We start from the raw sequence: 20,369 nt of genomic DNA on the forward strand, positions 1-20,369 counted from the left end.
GCCCGGTCAGCCGGAACGCCGGCCGCCGCGCCGGCCCCGGCGGGCCGGCCGCAGGGCGCGCAGGGGACCGCGCAGCCGGTCCCGCAGCCGGGTCAGCCGGGGCAGCCGCTCGCGCTGCTCCCGGGTGTGGCGGTCCAGTTCCTCCAGCAGCCGGCGCGACCGGTGCTCGGTGTCCATCTCGTCGATGATGCGGTTGACCTCGGTCAGCACCGCCCCGTGCAACTGCCAGTGCCGGGTGTCGCGCCGGACCTCCGCGAGCAGCAGCTCGGCCAGCCGGTCCCGGGTCACCGCGGCCTGCCGCAGCTCGGTGGTCAGCCGCTCCTCCGCCGACTCGGCGTTCTCGCTGACGCTGGTGGTGACCAGGACCGCGAAGCTGACCACGGCGTCCCCGATCTCGGACAGCAACTGCTCCAGGGCGGCGCCCGTCTCGCCCGGGAACAGCGGCTCGGGCTCGCGCTCCTTGGCCAGGTCGGTCAGGGTGCGCGCCAGCACCCGCAGGACGACGGTGCAGATCTCCAGCGTGTCCAGGCCGGTGCGGAGCACCACCCGGTGCAGCAGGCCCTCCCGCACCCGCGGGTTGAAGCGCAGGCTGTCCTCGGCCTGCCGCAGGTCCTCGTCCACCTCGGCGATCTCGTGGTCGAGCCGCCGGGCCTCGTGCAGCCGCGCCGCGGCCTCCAGGAACGGCGTCTCGCCGGCCGCCTCCTCGCCCACCCGCAGCATGAGCTGCCGCAGCCGCCGCGACAGCTCCGCGATCGACGCGCCGGCCTGGTCCACCCAGACCGGGGGAGCGAGGACCAGGTTGAAGGCCAGCCCGACGATCGCGCCGATCAGGGTCTCCACCACCCGGGCCCAGGCCAGCGCCCCGTGCGCGGTGACGCCGAGCACCAGCATCGCGCTGATCGCCACCTCGGCGGTGAACTCGTGGGCGCGCACCAGGTGTCCGACGCCCAGCGCCGCCACGATGATCAGCGCCAGGCTCCACCAGCTCAGCCCCACCACCGAGCTGAAGACGATCGCGACCAGGACCCCCGCCACCACGGCGTTGACCCGTCGGATGCTCATCTTCAGCGTGGCGTACAGGGTGACCTGCACGACCAGCAGCGCGGTGAGGGGCGCGGTCAGCGGCGCGGGCTCGGGACTCAGCCGTACGGCGATCACATAGGCGATCGACGCCGCGGCCGCCGAGCGGAACGCCTGCACCACCACCGGGTCACGGTGCGCCGTCTTCAGCGACCGTGCCAGGGCCACCGACCTCTCACGTAGATCCAGCATCCTCGGGCGTGCTCCCCTTCCCCGGGCGCGACACATGGTTCCGGACAGAACGGACCGTAACCGGCGGGTGAGGGCCCGACCCGTTCCCACGCGCCGCGCGGGGCCGGACGTGTGGCGCACGCCCGGCACGGGGACCGTCAGGCCGTCACCTTGCCGAGGAACGCCTCCAGACGGGCCAGCGTCCGGGCGATCTGCTCCGCCGGGCCGAGGCTCTCCTGGAAACGCGTTCCGTTCTCGGGGATCTTCCTGCCCCGGATGTACAGGGAACAGGCCAGGTCGGTGCACATGTACAGCCCGACCGAGTCGCCCTCGCGGCCGGCCGGGCCCGCCTTGCGCGCCGTCATCAGCGAGACCCCGCCGCGCGGATGGGTGGTCAGGCACAGGGAACACAGGCTGCGCTGGAGCAGGGCGGCCCGGCCCGGCTGGAACCGCAGCGCCACGCCCACCGGACGCTCCGCGCCCTCGGTGACCAGATAGGCGCGGTCGGGCGCGCCGGGGTCCCGCCACCCCAGGAAGTCCAGGTCGTCCCAGGAGCGCTCGGCCAGGTCGCGGGGGAGGGGCAGCCGCTTCGCCTCGCCCTTCGAGCAGTTGACGAAGGAGGCGCGGATGTCCCGCTCGTCGAGTGGTCTCATGGTGGTCTCCGGAACTCGCACGGACTGGAACCTAGGGGCCCTAGGAACCTGCCTAAGGTAGACAGGCGGGCTGATCCGGGGCCACCGGTTTTCGACGGGGCGGGACCTCCGGTGCCGGCCACCGGCGCTCCTCTTAGTTCAGCTCGTGAATTAAGTGAGGGGGAAAGTCGCGGCGCGTCGCTTCCCGGAGGTATCGTGCAGGCCGGGCACGGGGGGCGGAGGGAGCCACATGGCGGGGCGGAACGGGCGGACGGTACGCGACCTGAGAAGGGCCAACCGCACGGCCGTGCTCCAGCGGCTCTACTTCGACGGCCCCCTCAGCCGCTTCGAACTGGGCCCCGCCACCGGTCTCAGCTCCGGCTCGGTCAGCAACGTCGTCGCGGACCTGGCCGCCGACGGCCTGGTCGAGGAGGCCGGCAGCGTCGACTCCGACGGCGGCCGGCCCCGCACCCTGCTGCGCGTCGCCCCCGGCAGCGGCCACCTGATCGGCGTGGACGTCGGCGAGACCCGCATCCGCGTCGAGCTGTTCGACCTGACCCTCACCGAACTCGCCCGCGCCGAACGCCCCCTCACCCCCCAGCGCCACGACGTCGACGTCGTCGTCGGCCACATCCGCGACGGCATCGCCGAGGTGCTCGCCGCCACCGGCCTGCCGCCCGGGCGGCTGCTGGGCGCCGGGATCGGCGTCCCCGGCATCGTCGAGCACACCCCCGACCGCGGCGCCGTCGTGCACGGGCAGACCATCGGCTGGGACGCCGTCCCGCTGGAGGCGCTGCTGCGCGCCGGCTCCCCGCTGCCCGACGCCGTGCCCTACCTCATCGACAACGGAGCCAAGACGCTCGGCCAGGCCGAGATGTGGTTCGGCGCCGGACGCGGCGCCCGCACCGCCGTCGTCGTCCTCTTCGGCTCCGGCGTCGGCGCCAGCCTGGTCACCCCCGACGTGGACCAGGGCAGGGCGGTCGAATGGGGTCACCTGACCGTACGGGTCCGGGGGCGCCGCTGCCGCTGCGGCGCCCTCGGCTGCCTGGAGGCGTACGCGGGCGCCGAATCGCTGCTCGCCCGCTGGCGCGAGGAGGGCGGCCGGGTCCCGGGGACCGCCGCCGACGACGAGGAGACGGCGCTCACCGCGATGCTCGCCGCCGCCCGCCCCGAGGGCGACCGGGCCGCCGACCCGGTGGCGCTCGCCGTCCTGGAGGAGACCGCCGAGTACCTGGGCGCCGGTCTTTCCGACCTGATCAACCTCTTCCAGCCGGAGCGCATCATCGTCGGCGGCTGGGCCGGCCTCCAGCTCGGCACCCGCTTCCTGCCCGCCGTACGCCGCCACGCCCGGTCCTACGCGCTGCGCCACCCGGCGGAGAAGGTCACCATCGACCTCGGCAGCCTCGGACCCGACGCGGTGACCGTCGGAGCCGCGATCCTGCCGCTCGCCGGGTTCTTCGCCCGCGGCGGCCGGCGCCCCGAACCGGAACCCGCCGACCCCGTCCCGGCCTGGCACACGGCGCTCAGGGAGCGCGCGCCGCGCTGAGGTTTCGCCGGCCCCGCGGGACGGTACCCGGCAGCGCTCGCACCACGACCGGAGGGAGACAGCGCCGTGACCGACCACCGCGCCGAGGGACCCGGAGAGAACGGCACCCCCGTGCCCCGCGACATGCCGGACCAGCAGGCCGACGCCGGGGAGGACCCCTGGGAGGTCGCCCCCGGCCTCGCGGCCCGCGAGAGCGGCACGGACGCCGATTCCGACGCCGCCGACGACGGGGCCACCGGCCCGGACGGCGCCGCCGACGTCCCCGACACCGACGAGGCGGGCACGGGCCGGCAGGGCGCGCCGCACTCGGGCACCGTCCACCCGGAACACCCCGTGCCGGACGAGTCCTCCGGCTGAGGCACTCCCGCGCGGGGGCCGGGCGCCCCCGCGCGGGCATCCGGAGCTGCCCCGCGGGTCCGGGCCGGCGGGGCAGGCGTGCCGTTCGGCGGGGATGAGTGCCCGGGTGACGCCTGGGCACGGGCGCCGCTCGGGGGACCGGGCGACGCCGGTGCCGGCGGACGGGGCCGGCGCCCGGAGGCGGCACGGGCCTCGACGGCCGCCGTGGACGCCCTGCCGCCCGGCGCTGCGCCGACCGGACGAGGCGCCGCCGTGGCGGCGGCCCGGGCGGAACCCGGGAACCCCATGCCGGCCGACCGCGGTTCGCCTCAGCCGGCCTTGCGCCCCCGCAGCGGCTCCGTCGCGGCGCCCGCGCCCTGCCGGACCCCCTGGAGGAACTCCGCCAGCACCTCGGTCGCCGTGTGCTCCGGCCGCCAGCCCAGCACGGCCCGCGCCCGCGTGCAGTCCAGCAGCGGCAGCCGCAGCACCGCGTCGAACAGGTGCGGCGAGGCGGGCAGCAGCCGCAGCCCCCACGCGGCGGCGATCGCCGAGCGCGCCGCCGACCGGGGCAGCCGCACCCGCCGCGGCGTACCGACCAGCTCGCCCAGCAACTCGGCGTCGACCGGCGGGTCGGCCGCCAGGTTGAACGCTCCCCGGGCGTCCTCGGAGCGCACCGCGAGCCGGTAGGCGTTCGCCGCGTCGTCGGTGTGCAGCGCCTGCACCTTCAGACCGGGGATGTCCGGCAGGAACGGCAGCAGGTCGGGGCGGGCCAGCGGACCGGGGAGGTACTTCCCGCCGAAGATCCGCCGCTGCTCGCTCGCCGACTCCCGCTTGAAGAGGAACGCGGGCCGCATCCGCACCACCCGGATGCCGGGGTGGTCCCGTTCGAACACGTCCAGGGCCCGCTCCAGATACGCCTTCTCCCGGCAGTACGCCGCGTCCGGCCAGCCGTGGGTGGGCCAGGACTCGTCCACCGCCCGGTCCTTGGGACCCGGCGAGTACGCGCCGACCGACGAGGCGTGCACCAGCGCCGGCACCCCGGCCGCCGCCACCGCCTCGAACACCCGCAGCGAACCGAGCACGTTCGTCGCCCAGGTCGTCGCCGGATCGTGCGTCGGCTGGAACGCCCAGGCCAGATGCACCACCGCGTCGGCCCCGGCGAACAGACCGGTCAGATCCGTCCGCTCGGCGGCGAGGTCGACGGCGGCCCACTCCGTCCTCGCCGGGGACCAGTCGGGGACGCGCCGGGCCAGGCCCAGCACCGATTCCGTCCCCGGGTCCTCGGCAAGGAGCCGCACCACACTGGTGCCCACGTTGCCGGTGGCCCCCGTGACCACGATCCTGCTGCCCGCCGCGCCGCTCACCTCGTACTCCTCTCGGCCGCCTGACCCGGGCGGGGCCCTCGACCGGCCGCTCGCCCGTACGGAGGCCACCGGGTACCCGCGCGCTCCGGAAGCACGCGGCCGGGGCGGTACCGGCCCGGCCGGCGGCTCAGGCGGCGAACGCGTCCACGCCGGTCAGCTCCGCCGAGAGCCGCCACAGCCGGGCGGCCTGCTCCGGGTCGACGGCCCAGTCCTTGACGCCGACGCGCGCGTCGCCGTCCGTGGCCGGCTCGGCGATGTCGCAGTCCTCCAGGTAGACGCCGCCGAGCCCGTCGAGCCGCGGGGACGTCGCCGCCCACACCTGCGTCGCGGCGCCCTGCTCCGGCGTCTTGAAGGCGTCCGGGTCGCGCAGCCGGCCGTCCTCGTCGATCCAGCCGCGCTCCACCATCTCCGCCGTGGACAGATGGCGCTGGAGCGGGGTGAGGATGCCGCCGGGGTGGAGCGCGAAGGCGCGCACGCCCCGGTCCCGGGCGAGCCGGTCCAGGTGCACGGCGAACAGCACGTTGGCGGTCTTCGCCTGCCCGTAGGCCCGCCACTTGTCATAGCCGGCGCGCCAGTGCACGTCGTCCCAGCGGATGCCCGAGGCGTGGTGGCCCCGGGAGGAGACCGAGACGACCCGGGCGCCGCCCGGCTCGATGGCCGGCCACAACCGGTTGACCAGCGCGTAGTGACCGAGGTGGTTGGTGGCGAACTGCGCCTCCCAGCCGGGTCCGACCCGGGTCTCGGGGCAGGCCATGATCCCGGCGCCGCCGATGACGATGTCCAGGGTCCGCCCGGAGGCGAGGAACCGCTCGGCGAAGGCGCGCACGCTTCGAAGGTCCCCGAGGTCCAGCTCGTCCACCTCGACCCCGGCCAGCCCGGCCAGGGCCTCGCGCGCCGCGTCGGGACGCCGGGCGGGGACGACGACCCGCGCCCCGGCCCCGGCGAGGGCCCGGGTGGTCTCCAGGCCGAGGCCCGAGTAGCCGCCGGTGACGAGCGCGAGCCGTCCGGTCAGGTCGAGGCCGGCGAGGACGTCGGCGGCGGTGCTGCGGGCTCCGAAGCCCGAGCCGATCTTGGCTTGAGGAGTGCTCATGCCCGGAACGGTACGAATTCGAGTGCTCTCGAAGTCAAGCGGCGCCGGGACGAACCGGCGGCGGCAGCGGAAAGCCCCGACCGGACGGGGGAATCGCGGTCGGGGCCGATCAGGTGCGGGCACGGATGGCGGTCGCCTCTCGGCGAGGGGCTCCACAGGGCTTCAGCCGAACGATCGTCCCTGTGGGCAATAGGTGAGGCCCGGGGACACTGTCCCATCCGTACCCACGCCCTCCTCAACGGCCTCAGGCCCGCCGGTGTTCCGCACTCCGCGCCGCTTCGGGGTGATCCGCGTCACCCTCGCCCACGGGGGAACCGTCGCCCGCGGGGGAGCCGTCCTCCGCCGGGGAGTCCTCGTCCGGCATCGTCTCCGCCCACAGGTTCTCCGCCTGGAGCAGCAGCGTGCCGAGGACCGCCGCCGTCTCCGAACCCCGCTGGGCGTGCTCGCGCAGCCCCTCCTGGAGCCGCCGGTGCAGGTCCTCCAACGCCTCCCGGGTCGGACGCCCCCGCCCGGTCTCCCCGTTCCCGCCGCCGAGCCGGCCGGCCTCCACCCGGCAGGCGTCGCCGATCAGCTCCAGCAGCCGCGCGTACCGCCGCAGCACCGGCCGCTCGGGCGGGGCGGGTGTGCGGCGCTCGTCGGCCGTCACCGCGAGGGTCCGGGTCAGCGCCGTGACGTTGTCGGCGATGTGGCCCCACCGCCGGTCCTCCTCCTCGGGCGGCACCGCCGACGCCGGCGGCACCCGGTGCAGGGCGCGCAGCGGCGCGTACGTCAGCCGCAGGCTCTCCCGGCTCCAGGCACGGGCCGAGCGCAGCGCCTCGACGCGGTACCGCAGCCGCGCGGCGGCACCCGTCCAGTCGGCGGCGCTCTGCTCGTCCCACTCCTCCCGCAGCCCCTCGGCGACGGTGTGCAGCACGTCACCGGTCTCCTCGGCGAGCGCGGCGAGGTTCTCGCGCACGTCCCGCAGGTGGACCGGGGGGAAGACCAGCGCGTTGACGGCGACGCCGATGACCGCGCCGAGCGCCGCCTGACCCAGCCGGTGCGCGACCGCGTACTCCGAGACGGTCCCCGAGGCCAGGATGAACACGGCCGTGGTGGCCGTGTAGATGCCCTGCGCCCCGAACCGCGGCCAGTTGGCGAGCAGCATCAGCGGCGGCAGCGACACCGCGAGCGCCACCGTGGTGTTGTCGGTCAGCTCCTGCGCCCCGGACGCCAGCAGCGTGCCGACGCAGATCGCCGCGAACTGCTGGGCGGCCTGCCGTACCGAGCTGTACACGGTGGCCTGCACCAGCACCACCGCCACCCAGGGCGCCATCAGCGCCATCGGGTCGTCCATCCAGACGCCCGCCACCAGCCAGGCCAGCAGCCCCGCGCCGGCCGCCTTCAGCGACTGCTTGACCAGGTCGCGTTCGCGTCCCGGTCCGCGCACCGCGCCGCGGACGGCCTCGCCGGCCGCGGACGCCTCACGCCGCACCACGTCCCGCAGCCGTACGGCCGCATCGCTCACACCGGTCATGATCCACCGGGTATCCGCAAGATCGCCGCTCACCCCAGCGGGCTGCCGGCCAGCCCCTCCAGCAGGGCGGCCGGGTCGTCGTAGACCGCGTCCGCGCCGGCCTCTACCAGGTCGGCGCGCGGGATGCCGCCGGACAGCACGCCCACGCAGCGCACCCCGGCCCGGCGGGCCGCGGTCATGTCCCAGACGGTGTCACCGACGAAGACGGCCCGCTCGGCGGGGACCCCGGCCAGCTCCAGCGCCCGCTGGACCGGTTCGGGCGCGGGCTTGCCCGACTCCACGTCGTCGGCGCCGGCGGTCGCGGTGATCGCGTCGTCGGCGTCGATGGCCCGGCGCAGCGCGCCCAGTTCCGCGTCGCCCGCCGAGGTGGCCAGCACCACCTTCCAGCCGTCCCCGGCCAGCCGCCGCAGCAGGTCCCCGGCGCCGGGCAGCGCGGGCAGCCGGTCGAAGTACTGCCCGTACAGCGCCTTGTGCGCGGCGCTCAGCGCGTCGTCCTGCTCCGGGTCGCGGTCCTCGCCCAGCAGATGAGCGATCAGATCGGTGGAGGGCAGGCCCACGGCCCGGTGCACGGCGTGCATGGGCACCCGGTGGCCCGCCTGCCGGAAGGCCTCCCACCAGGTGACGACATGCAGATGATTGGTGTCGGCGAGAGTGCCGTCCACGTCGAACACGGCCGCGCGTTCCATGCACCGGTCCCTTCCTCGGATCTGGGTTCGGCCGGCCGGGTACCACGTCAGCCGCCGGCCACGCCGGACGGTGTACGGCCCTGGCGGGTCCAGGCCAGCAGTTCCTCGCGGGACCAGGTGGTCACCACCCGCTCCGGCGGCACCCCGCACTCCTCGGCCCGCGCGCACCCGTGGCCCTGCCAGTCGAGCTGGCCGGGCGCGTGCGCGTCGGTGTCGACGGAGAACAGCGCCCCGGCCGCCATCGCCCGGCGCAGCAGCCGCCGGGGCGGGTCGAGCCGCTCGGGCCGGCTGTTGATCTCCACCGCGGTCCCGTGCTCGGCGCAGGCCGCGAACACCTCGTCCGCGTCGAACTCCGACTCCGGCCGCCCCCGCCCGCTCACCAGCCGCCCGGTGCAGTGGCCGAGGATGTCGGCGTGCGGGTTCGTCACGGCGGCGACCATGCGGCGGGTCATCGACCGGGCGTCCATCCGCAGCTTGGAGTGGACCGAGACGACCACCACGTCGAGCCGCTCCAGCAGCTCCGGTTCCTGGTCGAGGGAGCCGTCGTCGAGGATGTCGCACTCGATGCCGGTCAGCAGCCGGAACGGCGCCCAGGTCTCGTTCAGCCGGGCCACCACGTCCAGTTGCTCCCGCAGCCGGTCCGGGGACAGACCGCGGGCCACCGTCAGCCGGGGGGAGTGGTCGGTGAGCACCGCCCACTCGTGCCCGAGGGCCGCCGCGGTCCGCCCCATCTCCTCGATCGGGCTGCCGCCGTCCGACCAGTCCGAGTGCAGGTGGCAGTCGCCGCGCAGGCGCGCCCGCAGCGCCGCGCCGCCCCCGGCGAGCGGGGACGCCGCCTCGCCCTCCAGCTTCTCCAGGTATCCCGGCACCTGCCCGGCCAGCGCCTCCCGCGCCACCTGCGCCGTCTTCGGCCCGACGCCCTTGAGCGACTCCAGCGAACCGGCGTCCGCCCGCCGCCGCACCTCGTCCCCGGGCAGCGCGGACAGCACCCGGGCCGCCGTGCGGAAGGCGCGGACCCGGTACGCCGGTGCCTGGGACCGCTCCAGCAGGAACGCGATCCGCTCCAGCGCCGCCACGGGGTCCATCCGCCGCACCACCTCCTCGTCCACCCCAGGGTTCCCCAGCGGCGCGCGGGCCGCACGGCGGAGCGGGCGGTTTGTCCCGCCCCCGCCCGGGTACTGCGACGGCCCGATCCGTCCCGCCGCCGAGGAGGCCGCCATGTCCCGTCCCGACCGCGTCGCCGTGATCACCGGTGCCGACTCCGGCATCGGCCGGGCCACCGCCGTACGCCTCGCCGAGGCGGGTCTGGACATCGGCGTCACCTGGCACACCGACGCCGAGGGCGCCGAGCGCACCGCCGAGGAGGTACGGGCCCTGGGCCGCCGGGCCGAGACCGCGCGGGTGGACCTGACCCGGCTGCCCGAGGCCGCGGACACGGTGGACGAGCTGTGCGCACGCCTCGGCCGGGTGGACGTGCTGGTCAACAACGCCGGTACGGGCACGGCCACGCCCTTCCTCGACCTGGGCCTGGACGATCTGCGCCACGTCCTCGACGTCGACCTCGCCGGCCCCTTCCTGTGCGGACAGCGGGCGGCGCGGCGCATGATCCGGCAGGGCGACGGCGGCCGGATCGTCAACGTGACGTCCGTGCACGAGCACCAGCCGCGGGTGGGCGCGGCGCCGTACTGCGCCGCCAAGGGCGGCCTCGGACTGCTCACGCAGGTCATGGCGCTGGAACTGGCCGAGCACGGCATCACCGTCAACGCCGTCGCCCCGGGCGAGATCGCCACGCCCATGACCGGGCAGGAGGACACCGACCCGCACACCGAGCGGCGGCCCGGTGTCCCGCTCGGCCGGCCGGGCGACGCCCGCGAGGTCGCCGCCGTGATCGCCTTCCTCGCCGGGCCGGACGCCTCGTACGTCACCGGCGCCTCCTGGAGCGTGGACGGCGGCATGCTCCGGATGGGCCCGATGGCCGGGTCGCATCTGACGGGCGACGACTGGCGGCGCCCCTGACCGGGCGGGAAACCGGCGACGGACGGTCATGAGCAGGCCGTGAGCAGGCAGCGAGCGGGAACGGGCGGCCGGGGAGAGCCCCGGCCGCCCGTTCGTTCTACGCTCGATACATGACCGAAATCGTGAGCCCGCACATCGCCCGGCCGCGCATCCTGGTCCTGGGGGTCCAGCCGGCCGCTCCGCCGTTCCGGATCGTGGAGATCGACGGCCAGGTCGTCGGCGAGGCGCGGACCGTCGTCGACGTCCTGGAGGCCGCGGCCGCGTACGGCATCACGGTCCACGACCTGGACGACCCGGACGTGGTCCGCTGGGTCGGCGGGGACAAGTTCACCTGGACGCTCCACTAGACCGGGTCCGCCGGGCGTGCACCGCGCGGCTCATCCGCCGCCCCAGCAGCAGGTACCCCAGCAGGGCCCCCGTGGTGTTCAGGATGACGTCGTCGATGTCGAAGGCCCGGCCGGTGACCATGGAGCCCTGCGCGAGTTCGACCAGCAGCATCACCACGGCCGTCAGCAGCAGTACCCGCAGCACGCCGCGGGTGCGCGGCGCGACCACCGGCACCAGCATCCCGAACGGCACGCCGAGCAGGACGTTCCCGCCGACCTGCTTCACCGCGTCGCGCAGTCCGGGCTGGCCCAGGTACTGCCGCAGGGAACTGCCGGGGTGCAGATTGGTGTGGGTCAGCGCCTCCGAGGCGGGGGAGGGATTCAGGGTGAGCTTGGCCAGGACGACGGCGAAGGCCACCATGAAGACGAAGGCGCACGCCGTCGCCAGCAGGCGCAACGGCCAGGGGAGCACATGCCGTTCGCGCGGTGCGGGGTCGTCCTCGGTCCGGCCGGCGCGGGAGCGCAGCGGGGAACGCGTCCGTGGGGCGGCGGCGCGAGCCATTCGGTCCTCCGGTTCTGTGCGGGAGCGGTTCTCTTACGGGGGAGGGGAGGGGCGGTCGCTCACTCCGGGAAGGTGACCCGGACCTCTTTGAAACCGAGCGAGCGCAGCAGGTTCTGCAGCATCTCCTTGGTGTTGCTCTCGGCGCGTTCGGTCAGCCCGCTCTCCTTCGCGGCCTCGGCGATGTGCCGCACCGCGAGCTTCTGGACGGCCTGCTCCCCGTTCGGGTTGTCGGAGAACAGGTCGCCGAGCCGGTCGAGCAGGCCGCGCTGCTTGGACACGGCGTAGGAGCGCTCGGGGTCGAGCGCCGGTGCGCCGAGCGCGGCGTGCGGCAGCCGCAGCGTGGCCGAGGTGCGGTCCTCGTCGACCGTCACGTCGTCCCGGCCGACCTTGCCGAGGTCGACGTAGGCGTCGACGGTGCCCGCGCCGACGTACAGGGTGCGCGAGCCGCGCACCGCGTCCGGCAGGAACCTGGTGTCCTTCTCCAGGTCCACGACGACCTGGAAGTTGCCGCTCGCGGCCTCGTACCGGCTGAGGTCCTGCACGGATTCCAGCAGCGCCGGGCCGGAGCGGTCGTGGGTCTCGGAGCCGAACAGGCCCTTCAGTCCCGGGATCACGCTCAGCCTGAGGCCGGCGAACAGCACGACGAGCACCAGCGCGACGGCCGCGACCGCCTTGGCCCAGCCGGGGACGCGCCGTGGGCGCCTGATCGGAGTCGTCATGGCGACGGCCCTCCTTCCTGCTGACCTGATGCCCCCCACTTCTCGCGCTAGACAGGCGAGTTGAGGAGGCTTCGCGAGCAGGACGCCAGGCGTCGGGCCGCCGGCGCGTCACGCTGAGGGAGGCGGGCGCAATGCCCTGACTGTGCGTCAATCCCCCGGTAGAGCAGGGGGGTTGCTCGATCCGGCGTCCGCTCGCGCCGGAGCGCGCGACGGACGCCGTCGCGTGCCGGCCGCGACCGGAGCTACGCCGGCCCCGGCCCGCCCATCACCTCGTCCAGCGTCGCCCGCGGCGGCAGCAGCCGGGCCAGGCCGGTGATGCGCAGGACGCGCAGGGTCAGGGGGTGGGAACAGACCAGGTGCAGTTCGCCGCCCTCGTCGAGCACCCGGTTCCTGGCCCGGGTCAGCAGCCGCAGCCCCGAGGCGTCGAGGAACGTGATCCCGCTGAGGTCGAGCACGACCCGGGCGCCGGGGCGGGCGGTGGCCCGGTCCAGGAGCGGGGCGATCTCGTCGGCCGCGGCGAGATCGATCTCGCCGTGGAACCGGAGCACCGTACGGCCCCGGTCGTCGCGCACGCGCAGATGCCGGGTGAGCGGTGCTGGGTCCTGCCGCACGGTCACCTCGCCTCCAGCCCCTCGTCCGCTCCCACGCCCCCACCAGCTTCCCTCATTCGGAGGAATGTGAGCATGTTCGATTGACATATGTCATCGGTTTCTCATGCCGCAGACATGAGTGGCCGGGAGCGGTCCGGGGCGGCCGGGGCCGGGTTCAGTCCACGAGCAGGACCAGCTTGCCGGTGGTGCGGCCCGTCTCGCCCAGCGCGTGCGCCCCGGCCGCGTCCGCCAGCGGGAAGGTCCGCTCCACGGAGGCCCGCAGGGCGCCCGACTCCGCCAGTGCGGCGATCTCCCGCATCCCGCCCCGGTCGGCGTCGACGAGCATCCGCGCCGCCCGCACCCCGAGCCGCTCCGCCTCGCGGTACAGCCCGTCCGGGCCGACCGGCAGGATCGAGACCACGATCCCGCCCGGCCGCAGCACCCGCAGCGAACGGGTCAGCGTGTCCCCGCCGATGGTGTCCAGGACGACGTCGACGTCCTGGACGGCCTCGGCGAAGTCCGTCTCCCGGTAGTCCAGCGGCTCGTCCACGCCGATGGACCGCAGGAACTCGTGCTTGCCCGCGCTCGCGGTGCCGATGACATGGGCGCCCCGCGCCTTGGCGATCTGCACCGCCACATGGCCCACCCCGCCGGCCGCCGCGTGCACCAGCACCCGCTGCCCGGGGCGGACGTCCGCCCGTTCCACCAGCGCCTGCCAGGCGGTCAGCGACACCAGGGGCAGCGCGCCGGCCCGCACATGGTCGATCCCGGCCGGCTTGTGCCAGAAGCCCCGCGCCGGGGCGGCGACGTACTCGGCGTGGGAGCCGTGGCCGAACGGGTACGACAGCATGCCGAAGACCTCGTCGCCCGGCCGGAACTCCGCGACGCCGATCCCGGCCTCCTCGACGGTGCCGGAGACGTCCCAGCCCAGCACGAAGGGCGGTGCGCCGAGGAAACCGCCGTTCGCGCGGTGCTTCCAGTCGGTGGGGTTGACGCCGGCGGCGCGCACCCGCACCAGCACCTCGTTGGGGCGGGGCGCGGGACGCTCCACCCGTACTTCCTTCAGGACCTCGGGGCCGCCGAGGGTGTCCTGGCGGATGGCTCGCATCGTGTTCACATCGCTCATGGTCACCCAGCCTGCCGCCGTCCGCCCGTCCGGGAAATGGCATGATGGTCACTCTCCGATAGGATCGTGCCATGCCTCGCCCCCAGCGCCCCGAACGGGTCGTGGTCCTCGCCCTCGACGGCGTCTACCCCTTCGAGCTGGGCATGCCCAGCCGCATCCTCGGCGCCGCCGACGGCCGGTACGAGGTGCTGACCTGCACCGCCGACGGCCGCCCGGTGCGCACCGAGGCGGACTTCACCGTCGCCGTCGACCACGGCCCGGAGATCCTCGCCACCGCCGGCACCGTCGTCGTCGCCGCCGTCACCCCCTCCCGGATCACCGCCGGCCTGCCCGCCGAGGTCACCGCCGCCCTCGCCCTGGTCCCGCCCACCGCGCGCCTGCTCTCCATCTGCACCGGCGCCTTCGTGCTGGCGGCGGCCGGACTGCTCGACGGCCGCCGCGCGACCACCCACTGGCAGCTCACCGACGTCTTCCGCCAGATGTTCCCGCGCGTCACCCTCGACCCGGACGTCCTCTTCGTCCACGACGGCCGCATCCTCACCTCGGCCGGCGCGGCCTCCGGCGTCGACGTCTGCCTCCACCTGATCCGCGAGGACCACGGCAGCGAACTGGCCAACGCCGTCGCCCGGCGCTGCGTCGTCCCGCCGTTCCGCGACGGCGGACAGGCGCAGTACATCGAACAGCCGGTGCCCCGGACCGGCGCCGCGAGCACGGCCGCCACCCGCGCCTGGGCCCTGGAGCGCCTCGACGAACAGCTCACCCTGGCCGACCTCGCGGCCCACGCCGGGATGAGCCTGCGCACCTTCGCCCGCCGCTTCGACGACGAGGTCGGCCTCAGCCCCGGCCGCTGGCTCATCCAGCAGCGCGTGACCCGGGCCCGGCACCTGCTGGAGTCCAGCGACCTGCCGGTCGACCAGATCGCCGGCCGGGTCGGCTTCGCCACGGGCGCCTCCCTGCGCCGGCACCTGCACGCGGCGATCGGCGTCTCGCCCCAGGCCTACCGGCGCACGTTCCGCGCGGCGGCCCGCTGACCCCCGCCGGCCGGCCGCCCCGTGCCCCCGGCCCGCCGACTGAATCGGGCGGGCGCGGATATCAGCTAGGTACAGGGCGGCGGGGCACGACGGTCCCGTGCCCCGGACCCTTCGGAGGAGAAGATGGCACTGGTGAATGCGGGCGTCGTGGTGCTCGACTGTGCCGAGCCCGAGATGCTCGCGGAGTTCTACAAGGAACTGCTGGGCGGCGAGGAGACCGACGTGTCCGCCAACCGGATAGAGATCAGGGGAGCCGACGGCTTCCGCATGGCGTTCCGCCGGGACGTCAACGCCACCCCGCCGAGCTGGCCCCGGCCCGAGAACTCCCTCCAGGTCCATCTCGACTTCGTGGTGGACGACCTCGACGCGGCCGAACGGGGCATCGTCGGACTCGGCGGGCGCCCGGTGGAGGCGAAGGACGCGCCCGGCCCCTACGAGGAGCGCGGCTTCTCCGACCCGGCCGGACACTCCTTCACCCTGCGCCGCAACCCGTCGACCGCGCCCAAGCAAGGCTGACCCGCGCCCGGACAGGGCCCCGGCCCGCCGACAGCACCGAGCCCCGCCGCGGACGGACCGCCGGCGGGGCTCGGCAGGGGTGCGGGTCAGTCCCGGCCGCCCGTCCCTGCGGTCGGCCAGACCCCGGTGGAGCGCTCGACGGCCTTGGCGCCGGAGCGGTCCACCGCGCTGCGCACCACCGCGAAGATCGCCCCCTGGATCGCGGCGGCCAGCAGGATCTCGCCCCAGCCGCGGTCCCGGTCCAGGGCGTCGGGCGCGTCGTCCTCGTGCCGGATCAGCTTCCACGTCTTCTGGAACGCCATCCCCGCCAGCGCACCACCGGCCCAGCCCATGACGAAGCCGACCGGCTTGTAGGCGAGGGGCATCTTCTGCTTCTTCTTCTTTCCCACGGTTCCTCCTGAGTCGTCGTCAGTACGTCAGTACGTCAGTGCGCCGGTGCGGGGGATCGGGGCCGGCCCCGCGCCGGCACCTCCTCACCGGCGCGGACCGGGCCGGGCGGGGTGCCGTCGCCGAACGGCCGGCCGCCCAGCTCCTCGCGGTGGTGCGGGGTGAGCCAGCCGGACAGATCGGGCCCCAGCGGCACGACGCCGGTCGGATTGACGCCCGTGTGCACCTGGTAGTAGTGCCGCTTGATGTGGTCGAAGTCGACGGTGTCGCCGAACCCCGGCGTCCGGAACAGGTCGCGGGCGTACGCCCACAGCACCGGACTCTCCGTCAGCTTCCAGCGGTTGCACTTGAAGTGACCGTGGTAGACGGCGTCGAAACGCACCAGCGTGGTGAACAGCCGGATGTCCGCCTCCGTGATCGTGTCCCCGACCAGGTACCGCTGCCGCTCCAGCCGGGGCACCAGCAGCTCCAGCCGCCGGAACACCCCCGCGCAGGCGGCCTCGTACTCCTCCTGCCCGGTCGCGAACCCGGCCCGGTACACCCCGTTGTTGACGTCGTGGTAGACGCCCGCCATCACCTCGTCGATCTCGTCCCGCAGCGCCTCCGGGTACAGGTCGGGCGCGCCCGGCCGGTGCAGCGCGGTCCACTCCGTGGCGAGGTCGAGGGTGATCTGCTGGAAGTCGTTGGTGACCAGCCGTCCGCTGGGCACGTCCACGATCGCCGGCACGCTCACCCCGCCCGGATACCCCGTCTCCCGCCGGTCGTACGCCTCGCTGAGGAAGCGAATGCCGAGCACCGGGTCGCGGCCGTCCGGATCGAGGGTGAACCGCCAGCTGCGGTCGTCCTGGATCGGATCGGCGACCGCCAGCGACAGGGCCTCCTCCAGGCCGAGCAGCCGCCGGGAGACCAGCGCCCGGCTCGCCCACGGGCAGGCCCGGCTGACCACCAGCCGGTACCGGCCGCTCTCCACCGGCCAGCCGTCCCGTCCGTCGGCCGTGATCCGGTCCGCGAAATGGCTCCGGGACCGTTTGAACGCCTTCCGGCCGTACGCGCTGTTGCCGGACCCGCCGGCACCCTCGCTCATGGCCCACTCCTCCCGGTCACAGGGGTCCGGTCGCGGACACCCTGGGGGACGCGTTCCCCGTTTCGGCCGCTCGGCACGGGTGGTCCACCCACAAGGGGGTGTGATCCGCGCCGGCCGGGGGCAGTCGCCGAAAGGTGAGCGGGACACCTACGCAGCAGACGACAGACAGTACGGCAGCCCCTGCGACGGACAGCGCGGCGGACCCGGCAGCGGGCCGGGCGGGCGGGCCCGACGAGAGCAAGGCGGACCGGCGCACCCGCGTCACCGTGCTGGTGGCGCTGGCCGCCAACCTGGTGATCGCGGCCGCCAAAGCGGTCGGCGGCGTCATCGCGGCCTCCCCGGCGCTGCTGTCGGAGGCGGCGCACTCCGTGGCCGACAGCCTCAACGAGGTCTTCCTCCTCGCCGCGCTGCGCCGCAGCCGCCGCCCCGCCGACCGCAAGCACCCCTTCGGCTACGGCAAGGAGCGGTACTTCTGGTCCCTGCTCGCGGCCGTCGGCATCTTCGTCATGGGCGGCTGCTTCTCCTTCTACCAGGGCGTCCAGGCCCTCCGTGAGGGCGCGGAGGAGGAGCTGAGCGGCTACATCGCCGGCCTGATCGTGCTCGGCGTCGCCCTCCTCGCCGAGGGCGGCTCGCTGCTGCGGGCCCTGCACCAGGTGCGCGGGCAGGGCGGCGGGCTGCGCGACCCCGCCCTGCGCACGGTCGTCGCCGAGGACGGCACCGCGGTGCTCGGCGTCACCCTCGCGATGATCGGCATGGCCCTGCACATGGTCACCGGACAGGTGGTGTGGGAGGCGTCCGCGTCGCTCGCCATCGGGGCCCTGCTCGTCTACGTCGCCTACCGGCTCGGCCGGGACGCCCGCGACCAGCTGATCGGCGAGGCCGCCGACCCGGAGGCCGCGGGCCGTATCCGAGCCCTGCTGGACGCCCAGCCCGAGATCGACAGCGTCGAGGCCCTGTTCACCATGAAGACCGGCCTCGACTCCACCCTGGTGGCCGCCCGCGTCGACCTGGTGCCCGGCCTGGACAGCGAACGGGTCGAGGAGGTCGCCGTACGCATCAAGCGGTCCCTCGCCAACACCGTCCCCGAAGCGGGGCAGATCTTCCTGGACATCACCGACCGGCCCGCACGGGAGGCACACGAAAGCCCCGCCGCGACGGGGGAACGCGGCGGGGCCTGACCCTCGATTGCCCGGCATCGGCCGGCTCATGCGCGGGCGGGGAGGAAAACTTCCGGGAGATCCCCCGGGCCCTCCCGGAAGTCCCCCCCGCGGGGTCCTCAGGACCCGTCGGCCGGCTCCAGCACGAACACCGGGATCTCCCGGTCCGTCTTCTCCTGGTACTCGGCGTAGTTGGGGAAGGCCGCGACGGCACGCTCCCACCACTGCGCCTTCTCGTCTCCCGTGATCTCACGGGCCGTGTAGTCCCGCTTCACCGGCCCGTCCTGGAGCTCCACGTGCGGGTCGGCCTTGATATTGAAGTACCACACCGGGTGCTTGGGCGCCCCGCCGAGCGAGGCGACCACCGCGTACCGCCCCTCGTGCTCGACCCGCATCAGCGGCGTCTTGCGCAGCTTGCCGCTCTTCGCGCCCCGGGTCGTCAGCAGGATCACCGGCAGACCGGTGTCCATCAGGGTCGTGCCCTCGGTCCCGCCGGACTTCTCGTACAGCTCCACCTGCTCCCGCACCCACCGCTCCGGGCTGGGTTCGTACTCGCCCTCAAGAGGCATGGCATCCGTCCCATCGTCGAGTTGATACCGCGTCGTACAAAGTCCAACAGGACTCCGTACCGGAATCATCCCCGCCACGCGGTGCGCGCCGGGCGACACGACGCGGACGATGCTGGAACTCCCCCCGGCGCGGGAGCAGGCTGACGGACCATGCGCATCGACATCGACAAGGACGTCTGCATCGGCGCGGGCCAGTGCGCCCTGACCGCCCCGGACGTGTTCACCCAGGACGACGACGGCTACGGCACCGTCCTGCCCGGCCGCGAGGACGGCGCGGGCAGCCCCCTGGTCCGTGAGGCGGCCCGGGCCTGCCCGGTCTCCGCCGTCACCGTGACGGAGCCCACCGCCTGACCCCACCCCTTCAGTAGGCTTCCCGGGTGACCGAACAAGACGGCAAACCCTTCCTCTACGTGGTCGTCTGCGCCGCCGGCGTCGCGGTCGACGCCGACCGGCTGATCACCGCGGCGCTGCGGCGCGGCTGGGCCGTCGGGGTGATCGCCACCCCGACCGCCGCGGCCGACGGCTTCCTCGACGTCGCCGCCGCCGAGGCGCTGACCGGGCGCCCGGTGCGCGCCCGCTCCCGGCGCCCCGGTGAGCCCCGCCCGTTCCCCGCGCCGGACGCCGTGCTCGTCGCGCCCGCCACCTTCAACACCCTCAACAAATGGGTTGCCGGCATCGCCGACACCCTGGCCCTCGGCACCCTGTGCGAGGCGTACGGCCTCGGCGTGCCCATCGGCGTCCTGCCCTGCGTCGGCGAGGCGCTCGCCGCCCACCCGGCCTACCGGGAGACCCTCACCCGGCTGCGCGGGATGGGCGTCCGCCTCGGCCCGCCGCACACCGGGGAGTTCCCCTGGGAGCGGGCCCTGGACCTGGTCGGGCAGCCGGGTCAGGGCCGGTCGCAGCCCACCGTGGGCCCCACCAGCATGCCGCCGGTGAACACCTCCTGACCGCGCGGCAGCCAGTACCCCAGCTTCGACACCACCGTCGAACAGGCAGGCCCCAGGGTGACGCGCACCCGCACGGTGGCCGGCCGCCCCGGCCGGAGGCCGGTGAGCGCGCAGTCCAGCGTGTACCGCCGCCGCTCGGCCGGCCCGGGGCCGCCGGTCACCGGGTGGACGCAGCGGTCGTCGTCCGTCGCCAGCTCCGCCCCCGAGCCCTCCGCCCCGATGAGCCCGAAACGGGCGCTGCCGTCGCCCGCCGCGCTGTCCTGGTGGACGGTGTACGTCAGCGTGGTCGTGGTGCCGGGCCGCAGAGCTGTCCGGTCGACCTCGACGCGGTGCGTGGCGGCGGGCTTCGGCGCGGTGAGGGTGAGCGCGGCCCGCACCGTGCCGCGCAGCTCCACCCCGTCGGGCACCGACCGGGCGCGCACCCGCGCCGTGAACTCGTACGTCCCCGGACCGGGGTAGGCGGCGTCGGCACCGGGCAGCACCCCGGAGGCGACGGCGGCGCCGTGCCGCCGCGCGGTCCAGGTCCCCGACGTCAGACAGGCGTCCCGCGCCTTCGCGCGGGAGGCCGTACAGGTGGCGGGCGCCGACACGGACAGGCCGCGAGGGCCGCCGGCCGCGCACAGGCTGACCGCGGCCCGTTGACCGTGCCCGCCGCGCAGGACACCGGCCGGGGCGCACAGCGTCCCCGCGGACTCGGCGGCGGGGCGGGGCGCGGGGGCGGGCCCGCCCCGGGCGGACGGGACGAGGGACAGGCTCAGCACGGCGGCACCGGCCAGGACGGAGAGACTTCGGGAACGGGTCGGCACATCTTCCTCCGGGGTGGGGGGCCGACCGGCCGGACGCCGGTCGCCTGCGCCGAGGATGCGCGCCCCCACCCGCCCCCGGACCGCTCCCACGCCGTGCCGTCACCTCAAGGCCGTA

Annotated in this window: 24 protein-coding genes; 9 read left to right on the forward strand and 15 right to left on the reverse strand. The window is 74.9% G+C overall.

The window, feature by feature from the left end:
* Positions 1-6: 6 nt before the first annotated feature.
* Together Sdagh_RS34145 and Sdagh_RS34150 are read right to left on the reverse strand one after the other, a co-directional pair.
* Entirely contained in the window at positions 7-1,272 is a 1,266-nt protein-coding gene (locus Sdagh_RS34145; protein ID WP_189414093.1) for an FUSC family protein, read from the reverse strand.
* A 137-nt stretch (positions 1,273-1,409) separates the two neighbouring features.
* Positions 1,410-1,904 (reverse strand): FBP domain-containing protein, encoded by a 495-nt coding sequence (locus tag Sdagh_RS34150; RefSeq protein ID WP_189414094.1) that lies wholly within the window; start codon positions 1,902-1,904, stop codon positions 1,410-1,412.
* Positions 1,905-2,133: 229 nt separating this feature from the next.
* On the opposite strand from Sdagh_RS34150, the gene Sdagh_RS34155 reads away from it, so the two are divergent.
* Together Sdagh_RS34155 and Sdagh_RS34160 are read left to right on the forward strand one after the other, a co-directional pair.
* Positions 2,134-3,429 (forward strand): ROK family transcriptional regulator, encoded by a 1,296-nt coding sequence (locus Sdagh_RS34155; RefSeq protein ID WP_189414095.1) that lies wholly within the window; start codon positions 2,134-2,136, stop codon positions 3,427-3,429.
* 66 nt (positions 3,430-3,495) lie between these two features.
* Positions 3,496-3,786 (forward strand): hypothetical protein, encoded by a 291-nt coding sequence (locus Sdagh_RS34160; protein WP_189414096.1) that lies wholly within the window; start codon positions 3,496-3,498, stop codon positions 3,784-3,786.
* Between the two features lie 308 nt (positions 3,787-4,094).
* On the opposite strand, the gene Sdagh_RS34165 is transcribed toward Sdagh_RS34160, so the two are convergent.
* The 5 genes from Sdagh_RS34165 to Sdagh_RS34185 all read right to left on the reverse strand — a co-directional run bounded on the left by Sdagh_RS34165 (position 4,095) and on the right by Sdagh_RS34185 (position 9,503).
* Complete coding sequence (locus Sdagh_RS34165; protein WP_190076461.1) at positions 4,095-5,129, reverse strand: SDR family oxidoreductase; 1,035 nt, start codon at positions 5,127-5,129, stop codon at positions 4,095-4,097.
* 127 nt (positions 5,130-5,256) lie between these two features.
* Complete coding sequence (locus tag Sdagh_RS34170; RefSeq protein WP_189414098.1) at positions 5,257-6,219, reverse strand: SDR family NAD(P)-dependent oxidoreductase; 963 nt, start codon at positions 6,217-6,219, stop codon at positions 5,257-5,259.
* A 244-nt stretch (positions 6,220-6,463) separates the two neighbouring features.
* Entirely contained in the window at positions 6,464-7,732 is a 1,269-nt protein-coding gene (locus Sdagh_RS34175; protein ID WP_189414099.1) for an FUSC family protein, read from the reverse strand.
* A gap of 29 nt (positions 7,733-7,761) precedes the next feature.
* Positions 7,762-8,418 carry an HAD family hydrolase gene (locus Sdagh_RS34180; RefSeq protein ID WP_189414100.1) on the reverse strand — a complete coding sequence of 219 codons (657 nt, stop codon included), beginning with the start codon at positions 8,416-8,418 and terminating at the stop codon, positions 7,762-7,764.
* Positions 8,419-8,465: 47 nt separating this feature from the next.
* The gene (locus tag Sdagh_RS34185; protein WP_189414375.1) at positions 8,466-9,503 is read right to left on the reverse strand and encodes a PHP domain-containing protein; all 1,038 of its coding nucleotides are present in this window, start codon (positions 9,501-9,503) and stop codon (positions 8,466-8,468) included.
* Positions 9,504-9,636: 133 nt separating this feature from the next.
* On the opposite strand from Sdagh_RS34185, the gene Sdagh_RS34190 reads away from it, so the two are divergent.
* Both Sdagh_RS34190 and Sdagh_RS34195 read left to right on the forward strand, forming a co-directional pair.
* On the forward strand, positions 9,637-10,434 hold the full coding sequence (locus tag Sdagh_RS34190) for an SDR family oxidoreductase (protein WP_189414101.1): 798 nt from the start codon (positions 9,637-9,639) through the stop codon (positions 10,432-10,434).
* Between the two features lie 110 nt (positions 10,435-10,544).
* Entirely contained in the window at positions 10,545-10,781 is a 237-nt protein-coding gene (locus tag Sdagh_RS34195; protein WP_189414102.1) for a hypothetical protein, read from the forward strand.
* On the opposite strand, the gene Sdagh_RS34200 is transcribed toward Sdagh_RS34195, so the two are convergent.
* The 4 genes from Sdagh_RS34200 to Sdagh_RS34215 all read right to left on the reverse strand — a co-directional run bounded on the left by Sdagh_RS34200 (position 10,762) and on the right by Sdagh_RS34215 (position 13,757).
* On the reverse strand, positions 10,762-11,322 hold the full coding sequence (locus tag Sdagh_RS34200; protein ID WP_189414103.1) for a VanZ family protein: 561 nt from the start codon (positions 11,320-11,322) through the stop codon (positions 10,762-10,764). The genes Sdagh_RS34195 and Sdagh_RS34200 overlap by 20 nt on opposite strands.
* A gap of 59 nt (positions 11,323-11,381) precedes the next feature.
* Entirely contained in the window at positions 11,382-12,041 is a 660-nt protein-coding gene (locus Sdagh_RS34205; protein ID WP_189414104.1) for a DUF4230 domain-containing protein, read from the reverse strand.
* A gap of 242 nt (positions 12,042-12,283) precedes the next feature.
* Positions 12,284-12,652 carry an anti-sigma factor antagonist gene (locus tag Sdagh_RS34210; protein WP_189414376.1) on the reverse strand — a complete coding sequence of 123 codons (369 nt, stop codon included), beginning with the start codon at positions 12,650-12,652 and terminating at the stop codon, positions 12,284-12,286.
* A 154-nt stretch (positions 12,653-12,806) separates the two neighbouring features.
* The gene (locus Sdagh_RS34215) at positions 12,807-13,757 is read right to left on the reverse strand and encodes an NADP-dependent oxidoreductase (protein WP_189414105.1); all 951 of its coding nucleotides are present in this window, start codon (positions 13,755-13,757) and stop codon (positions 12,807-12,809) included.
* Between the two features lie 71 nt (positions 13,758-13,828).
* On the opposite strand from Sdagh_RS34215, the gene Sdagh_RS34220 reads away from it, so the two are divergent.
* On the forward strand, positions 13,829-14,788 hold the full coding sequence (locus Sdagh_RS34220) for a GlxA family transcriptional regulator (RefSeq protein ID WP_190076462.1): 960 nt from the start codon (positions 13,829-13,831) through the stop codon (positions 14,786-14,788).
* 123 nt (positions 14,789-14,911) lie between these two features.
* The gene (locus Sdagh_RS34225) at positions 14,912-15,304 is read left to right on the forward strand and encodes a VOC family protein (protein WP_190010603.1); all 393 of its coding nucleotides are present in this window, start codon (positions 14,912-14,914) and stop codon (positions 15,302-15,304) included.
* Between the two features lie 86 nt (positions 15,305-15,390).
* Here the strand turns inward: Sdagh_RS34225 and Sdagh_RS34230 are convergent, their stop codons facing one another.
* Together Sdagh_RS34230 and Sdagh_RS34235 are read right to left on the reverse strand one after the other, a co-directional pair.
* Complete coding sequence (locus Sdagh_RS34230) at positions 15,391-15,669, reverse strand: DUF4235 domain-containing protein (RefSeq protein WP_189414377.1); 279 nt, start codon at positions 15,667-15,669, stop codon at positions 15,391-15,393.
* 59 nt (positions 15,670-15,728) lie between these two features.
* Positions 15,729-16,775, reverse strand: coding sequence for a glutathione S-transferase family protein (locus tag Sdagh_RS34235; RefSeq protein WP_190010602.1), 1,047 nt, complete (start codon positions 16,773-16,775; stop codon positions 15,729-15,731).
* A gap of 134 nt (positions 16,776-16,909) precedes the next feature.
* Here Sdagh_RS34235 and Sdagh_RS34240 point away from each other — a divergent pair, with 134 nt between their 5' ends.
* A complete protein-coding gene (locus Sdagh_RS34240) occupies positions 16,910-17,953 on the forward strand; it encodes a cation diffusion facilitator family transporter (protein ID WP_190076463.1) in 1,044 nt (347 codons plus the stop codon).
* Positions 17,954-18,051: 98 nt separating this feature from the next.
* Here Sdagh_RS34240 and Sdagh_RS34245 read toward each other — a convergent pair whose 3' ends face one another.
* Positions 18,052-18,501, reverse strand: a complete 450-nt coding sequence (locus Sdagh_RS34245; RefSeq protein WP_189414110.1) for a nitroreductase family deazaflavin-dependent oxidoreductase — start codon at positions 18,499-18,501, stop codon at positions 18,052-18,054.
* Between the two features lie 150 nt (positions 18,502-18,651).
* Here Sdagh_RS34245 and Sdagh_RS34250 point away from each other — a divergent pair, with 150 nt between their 5' ends.
* Positions 18,652-18,852, forward strand: coding sequence for a ferredoxin (locus Sdagh_RS34250; protein WP_189414111.1), 201 nt, complete (start codon positions 18,652-18,654; stop codon positions 18,850-18,852).
* A 26-nt stretch (positions 18,853-18,878) separates the two neighbouring features.
* A complete protein-coding gene (locus Sdagh_RS34255; protein WP_189414112.1) occupies positions 18,879-19,448 on the forward strand; it encodes a flavoprotein in 570 nt (189 codons plus the stop codon).
* On the opposite strand, the gene Sdagh_RS34260 is transcribed toward Sdagh_RS34255, so the two are convergent.
* A complete protein-coding gene (locus tag Sdagh_RS34260; RefSeq protein ID WP_226536141.1) occupies positions 19,388-20,254 on the reverse strand; it encodes a hypothetical protein in 867 nt (288 codons plus the stop codon). The two genes, Sdagh_RS34255 and Sdagh_RS34260, sit on opposite strands and share 61 nt — an antisense overlap.
* Between the last annotated feature and the right edge of the window lie 115 nt (positions 20,255-20,369).

Source organism: Streptomyces daghestanicus, from assembly GCF_020521275.1.
GTDB lineage: Bacteria > Actinomycetota > Actinomycetes > Streptomycetales > Streptomycetaceae > Streptomyces > Streptomyces griseoviridis.

Bases quoted from the DNA above. Each gene is read 5' to 3' on its own strand.
- Sdagh_RS34145 (WP_189414093.1), bottom strand. From the start codon at position 1,272: ATGCTGGATCTACGTGAGAGGTCGGTGGCCCTGGCACGGTCGCTGAAG.
- Sdagh_RS34150 (WP_189414094.1), bottom strand. From the start codon at position 1,904: ATGAGACCACTCGACGAGCGGGACATCCGCGCCTCCTTCGTCAACTGC.
- Sdagh_RS34155 (WP_189414095.1), top strand. From the start codon at position 2,134: ATGGCGGGGCGGAACGGGCGGACGGTACGCGACCTGAGAAGGGCCAAC.
- Sdagh_RS34170 (WP_189414098.1), bottom strand. From the start codon at position 6,219: ATGAGCACTCCTCAAGCCAAGATCGGCTCGGGCTTCGGAGCCCGCAGC.
- Sdagh_RS34175 (WP_189414099.1), bottom strand. From the start codon at position 7,732: ATGACCGGTGTGAGCGATGCGGCCGTACGGCTGCGGGACGTGGTGCGG.
- Sdagh_RS34180 (WP_189414100.1), bottom strand. From the start codon at position 8,418: ATGGAACGCGCGGCCGTGTTCGACGTGGACGGCACTCTCGCCGACACC.
- Sdagh_RS34185 (WP_189414375.1), bottom strand. From the start codon at position 9,503: ATGGACCCCGTGGCGGCGCTGGAGCGGATCGCGTTCCTGCTGGAGCGG.
- Sdagh_RS34190 (WP_189414101.1), top strand. From the start codon at position 9,637: ATGTCCCGTCCCGACCGCGTCGCCGTGATCACCGGTGCCGACTCCGGC.
- Sdagh_RS34195 (WP_189414102.1), top strand. From the start codon at position 10,545: ATGACCGAAATCGTGAGCCCGCACATCGCCCGGCCGCGCATCCTGGTC.
- Sdagh_RS34200 (WP_189414103.1), bottom strand. From the start codon at position 11,322: ATGGCTCGCGCCGCCGCCCCACGGACGCGTTCCCCGCTGCGCTCCCGC.
- Sdagh_RS34205 (WP_189414104.1), bottom strand. From the start codon at position 12,041: ATGACGACTCCGATCAGGCGCCCACGGCGCGTCCCCGGCTGGGCCAAG.
- Sdagh_RS34215 (WP_189414105.1), bottom strand. From the start codon at position 13,757: ATGAGCGATGTGAACACGATGCGAGCCATCCGCCAGGACACCCTCGGC.
- Sdagh_RS34220 (WP_190076462.1), top strand. From the start codon at position 13,829: ATGCCTCGCCCCCAGCGCCCCGAACGGGTCGTGGTCCTCGCCCTCGAC.
- Sdagh_RS34225 (WP_190010603.1), top strand. From the start codon at position 14,912: ATGGCACTGGTGAATGCGGGCGTCGTGGTGCTCGACTGTGCCGAGCCC.
- Sdagh_RS34230 (WP_189414377.1), bottom strand. From the start codon at position 15,669: ATGCCCCTCGCCTACAAGCCGGTCGGCTTCGTCATGGGCTGGGCCGGT.
- Sdagh_RS34235 (WP_190010602.1), bottom strand. From the start codon at position 16,775: ATGAGCGAGGGTGCCGGCGGGTCCGGCAACAGCGCGTACGGCCGGAAG.
- Sdagh_RS34245 (WP_189414110.1), bottom strand. From the start codon at position 18,501: ATGCCTCTTGAGGGCGAGTACGAACCCAGCCCGGAGCGGTGGGTGCGG.
- Sdagh_RS34250 (WP_189414111.1), top strand. From the start codon at position 18,652: ATGCGCATCGACATCGACAAGGACGTCTGCATCGGCGCGGGCCAGTGC.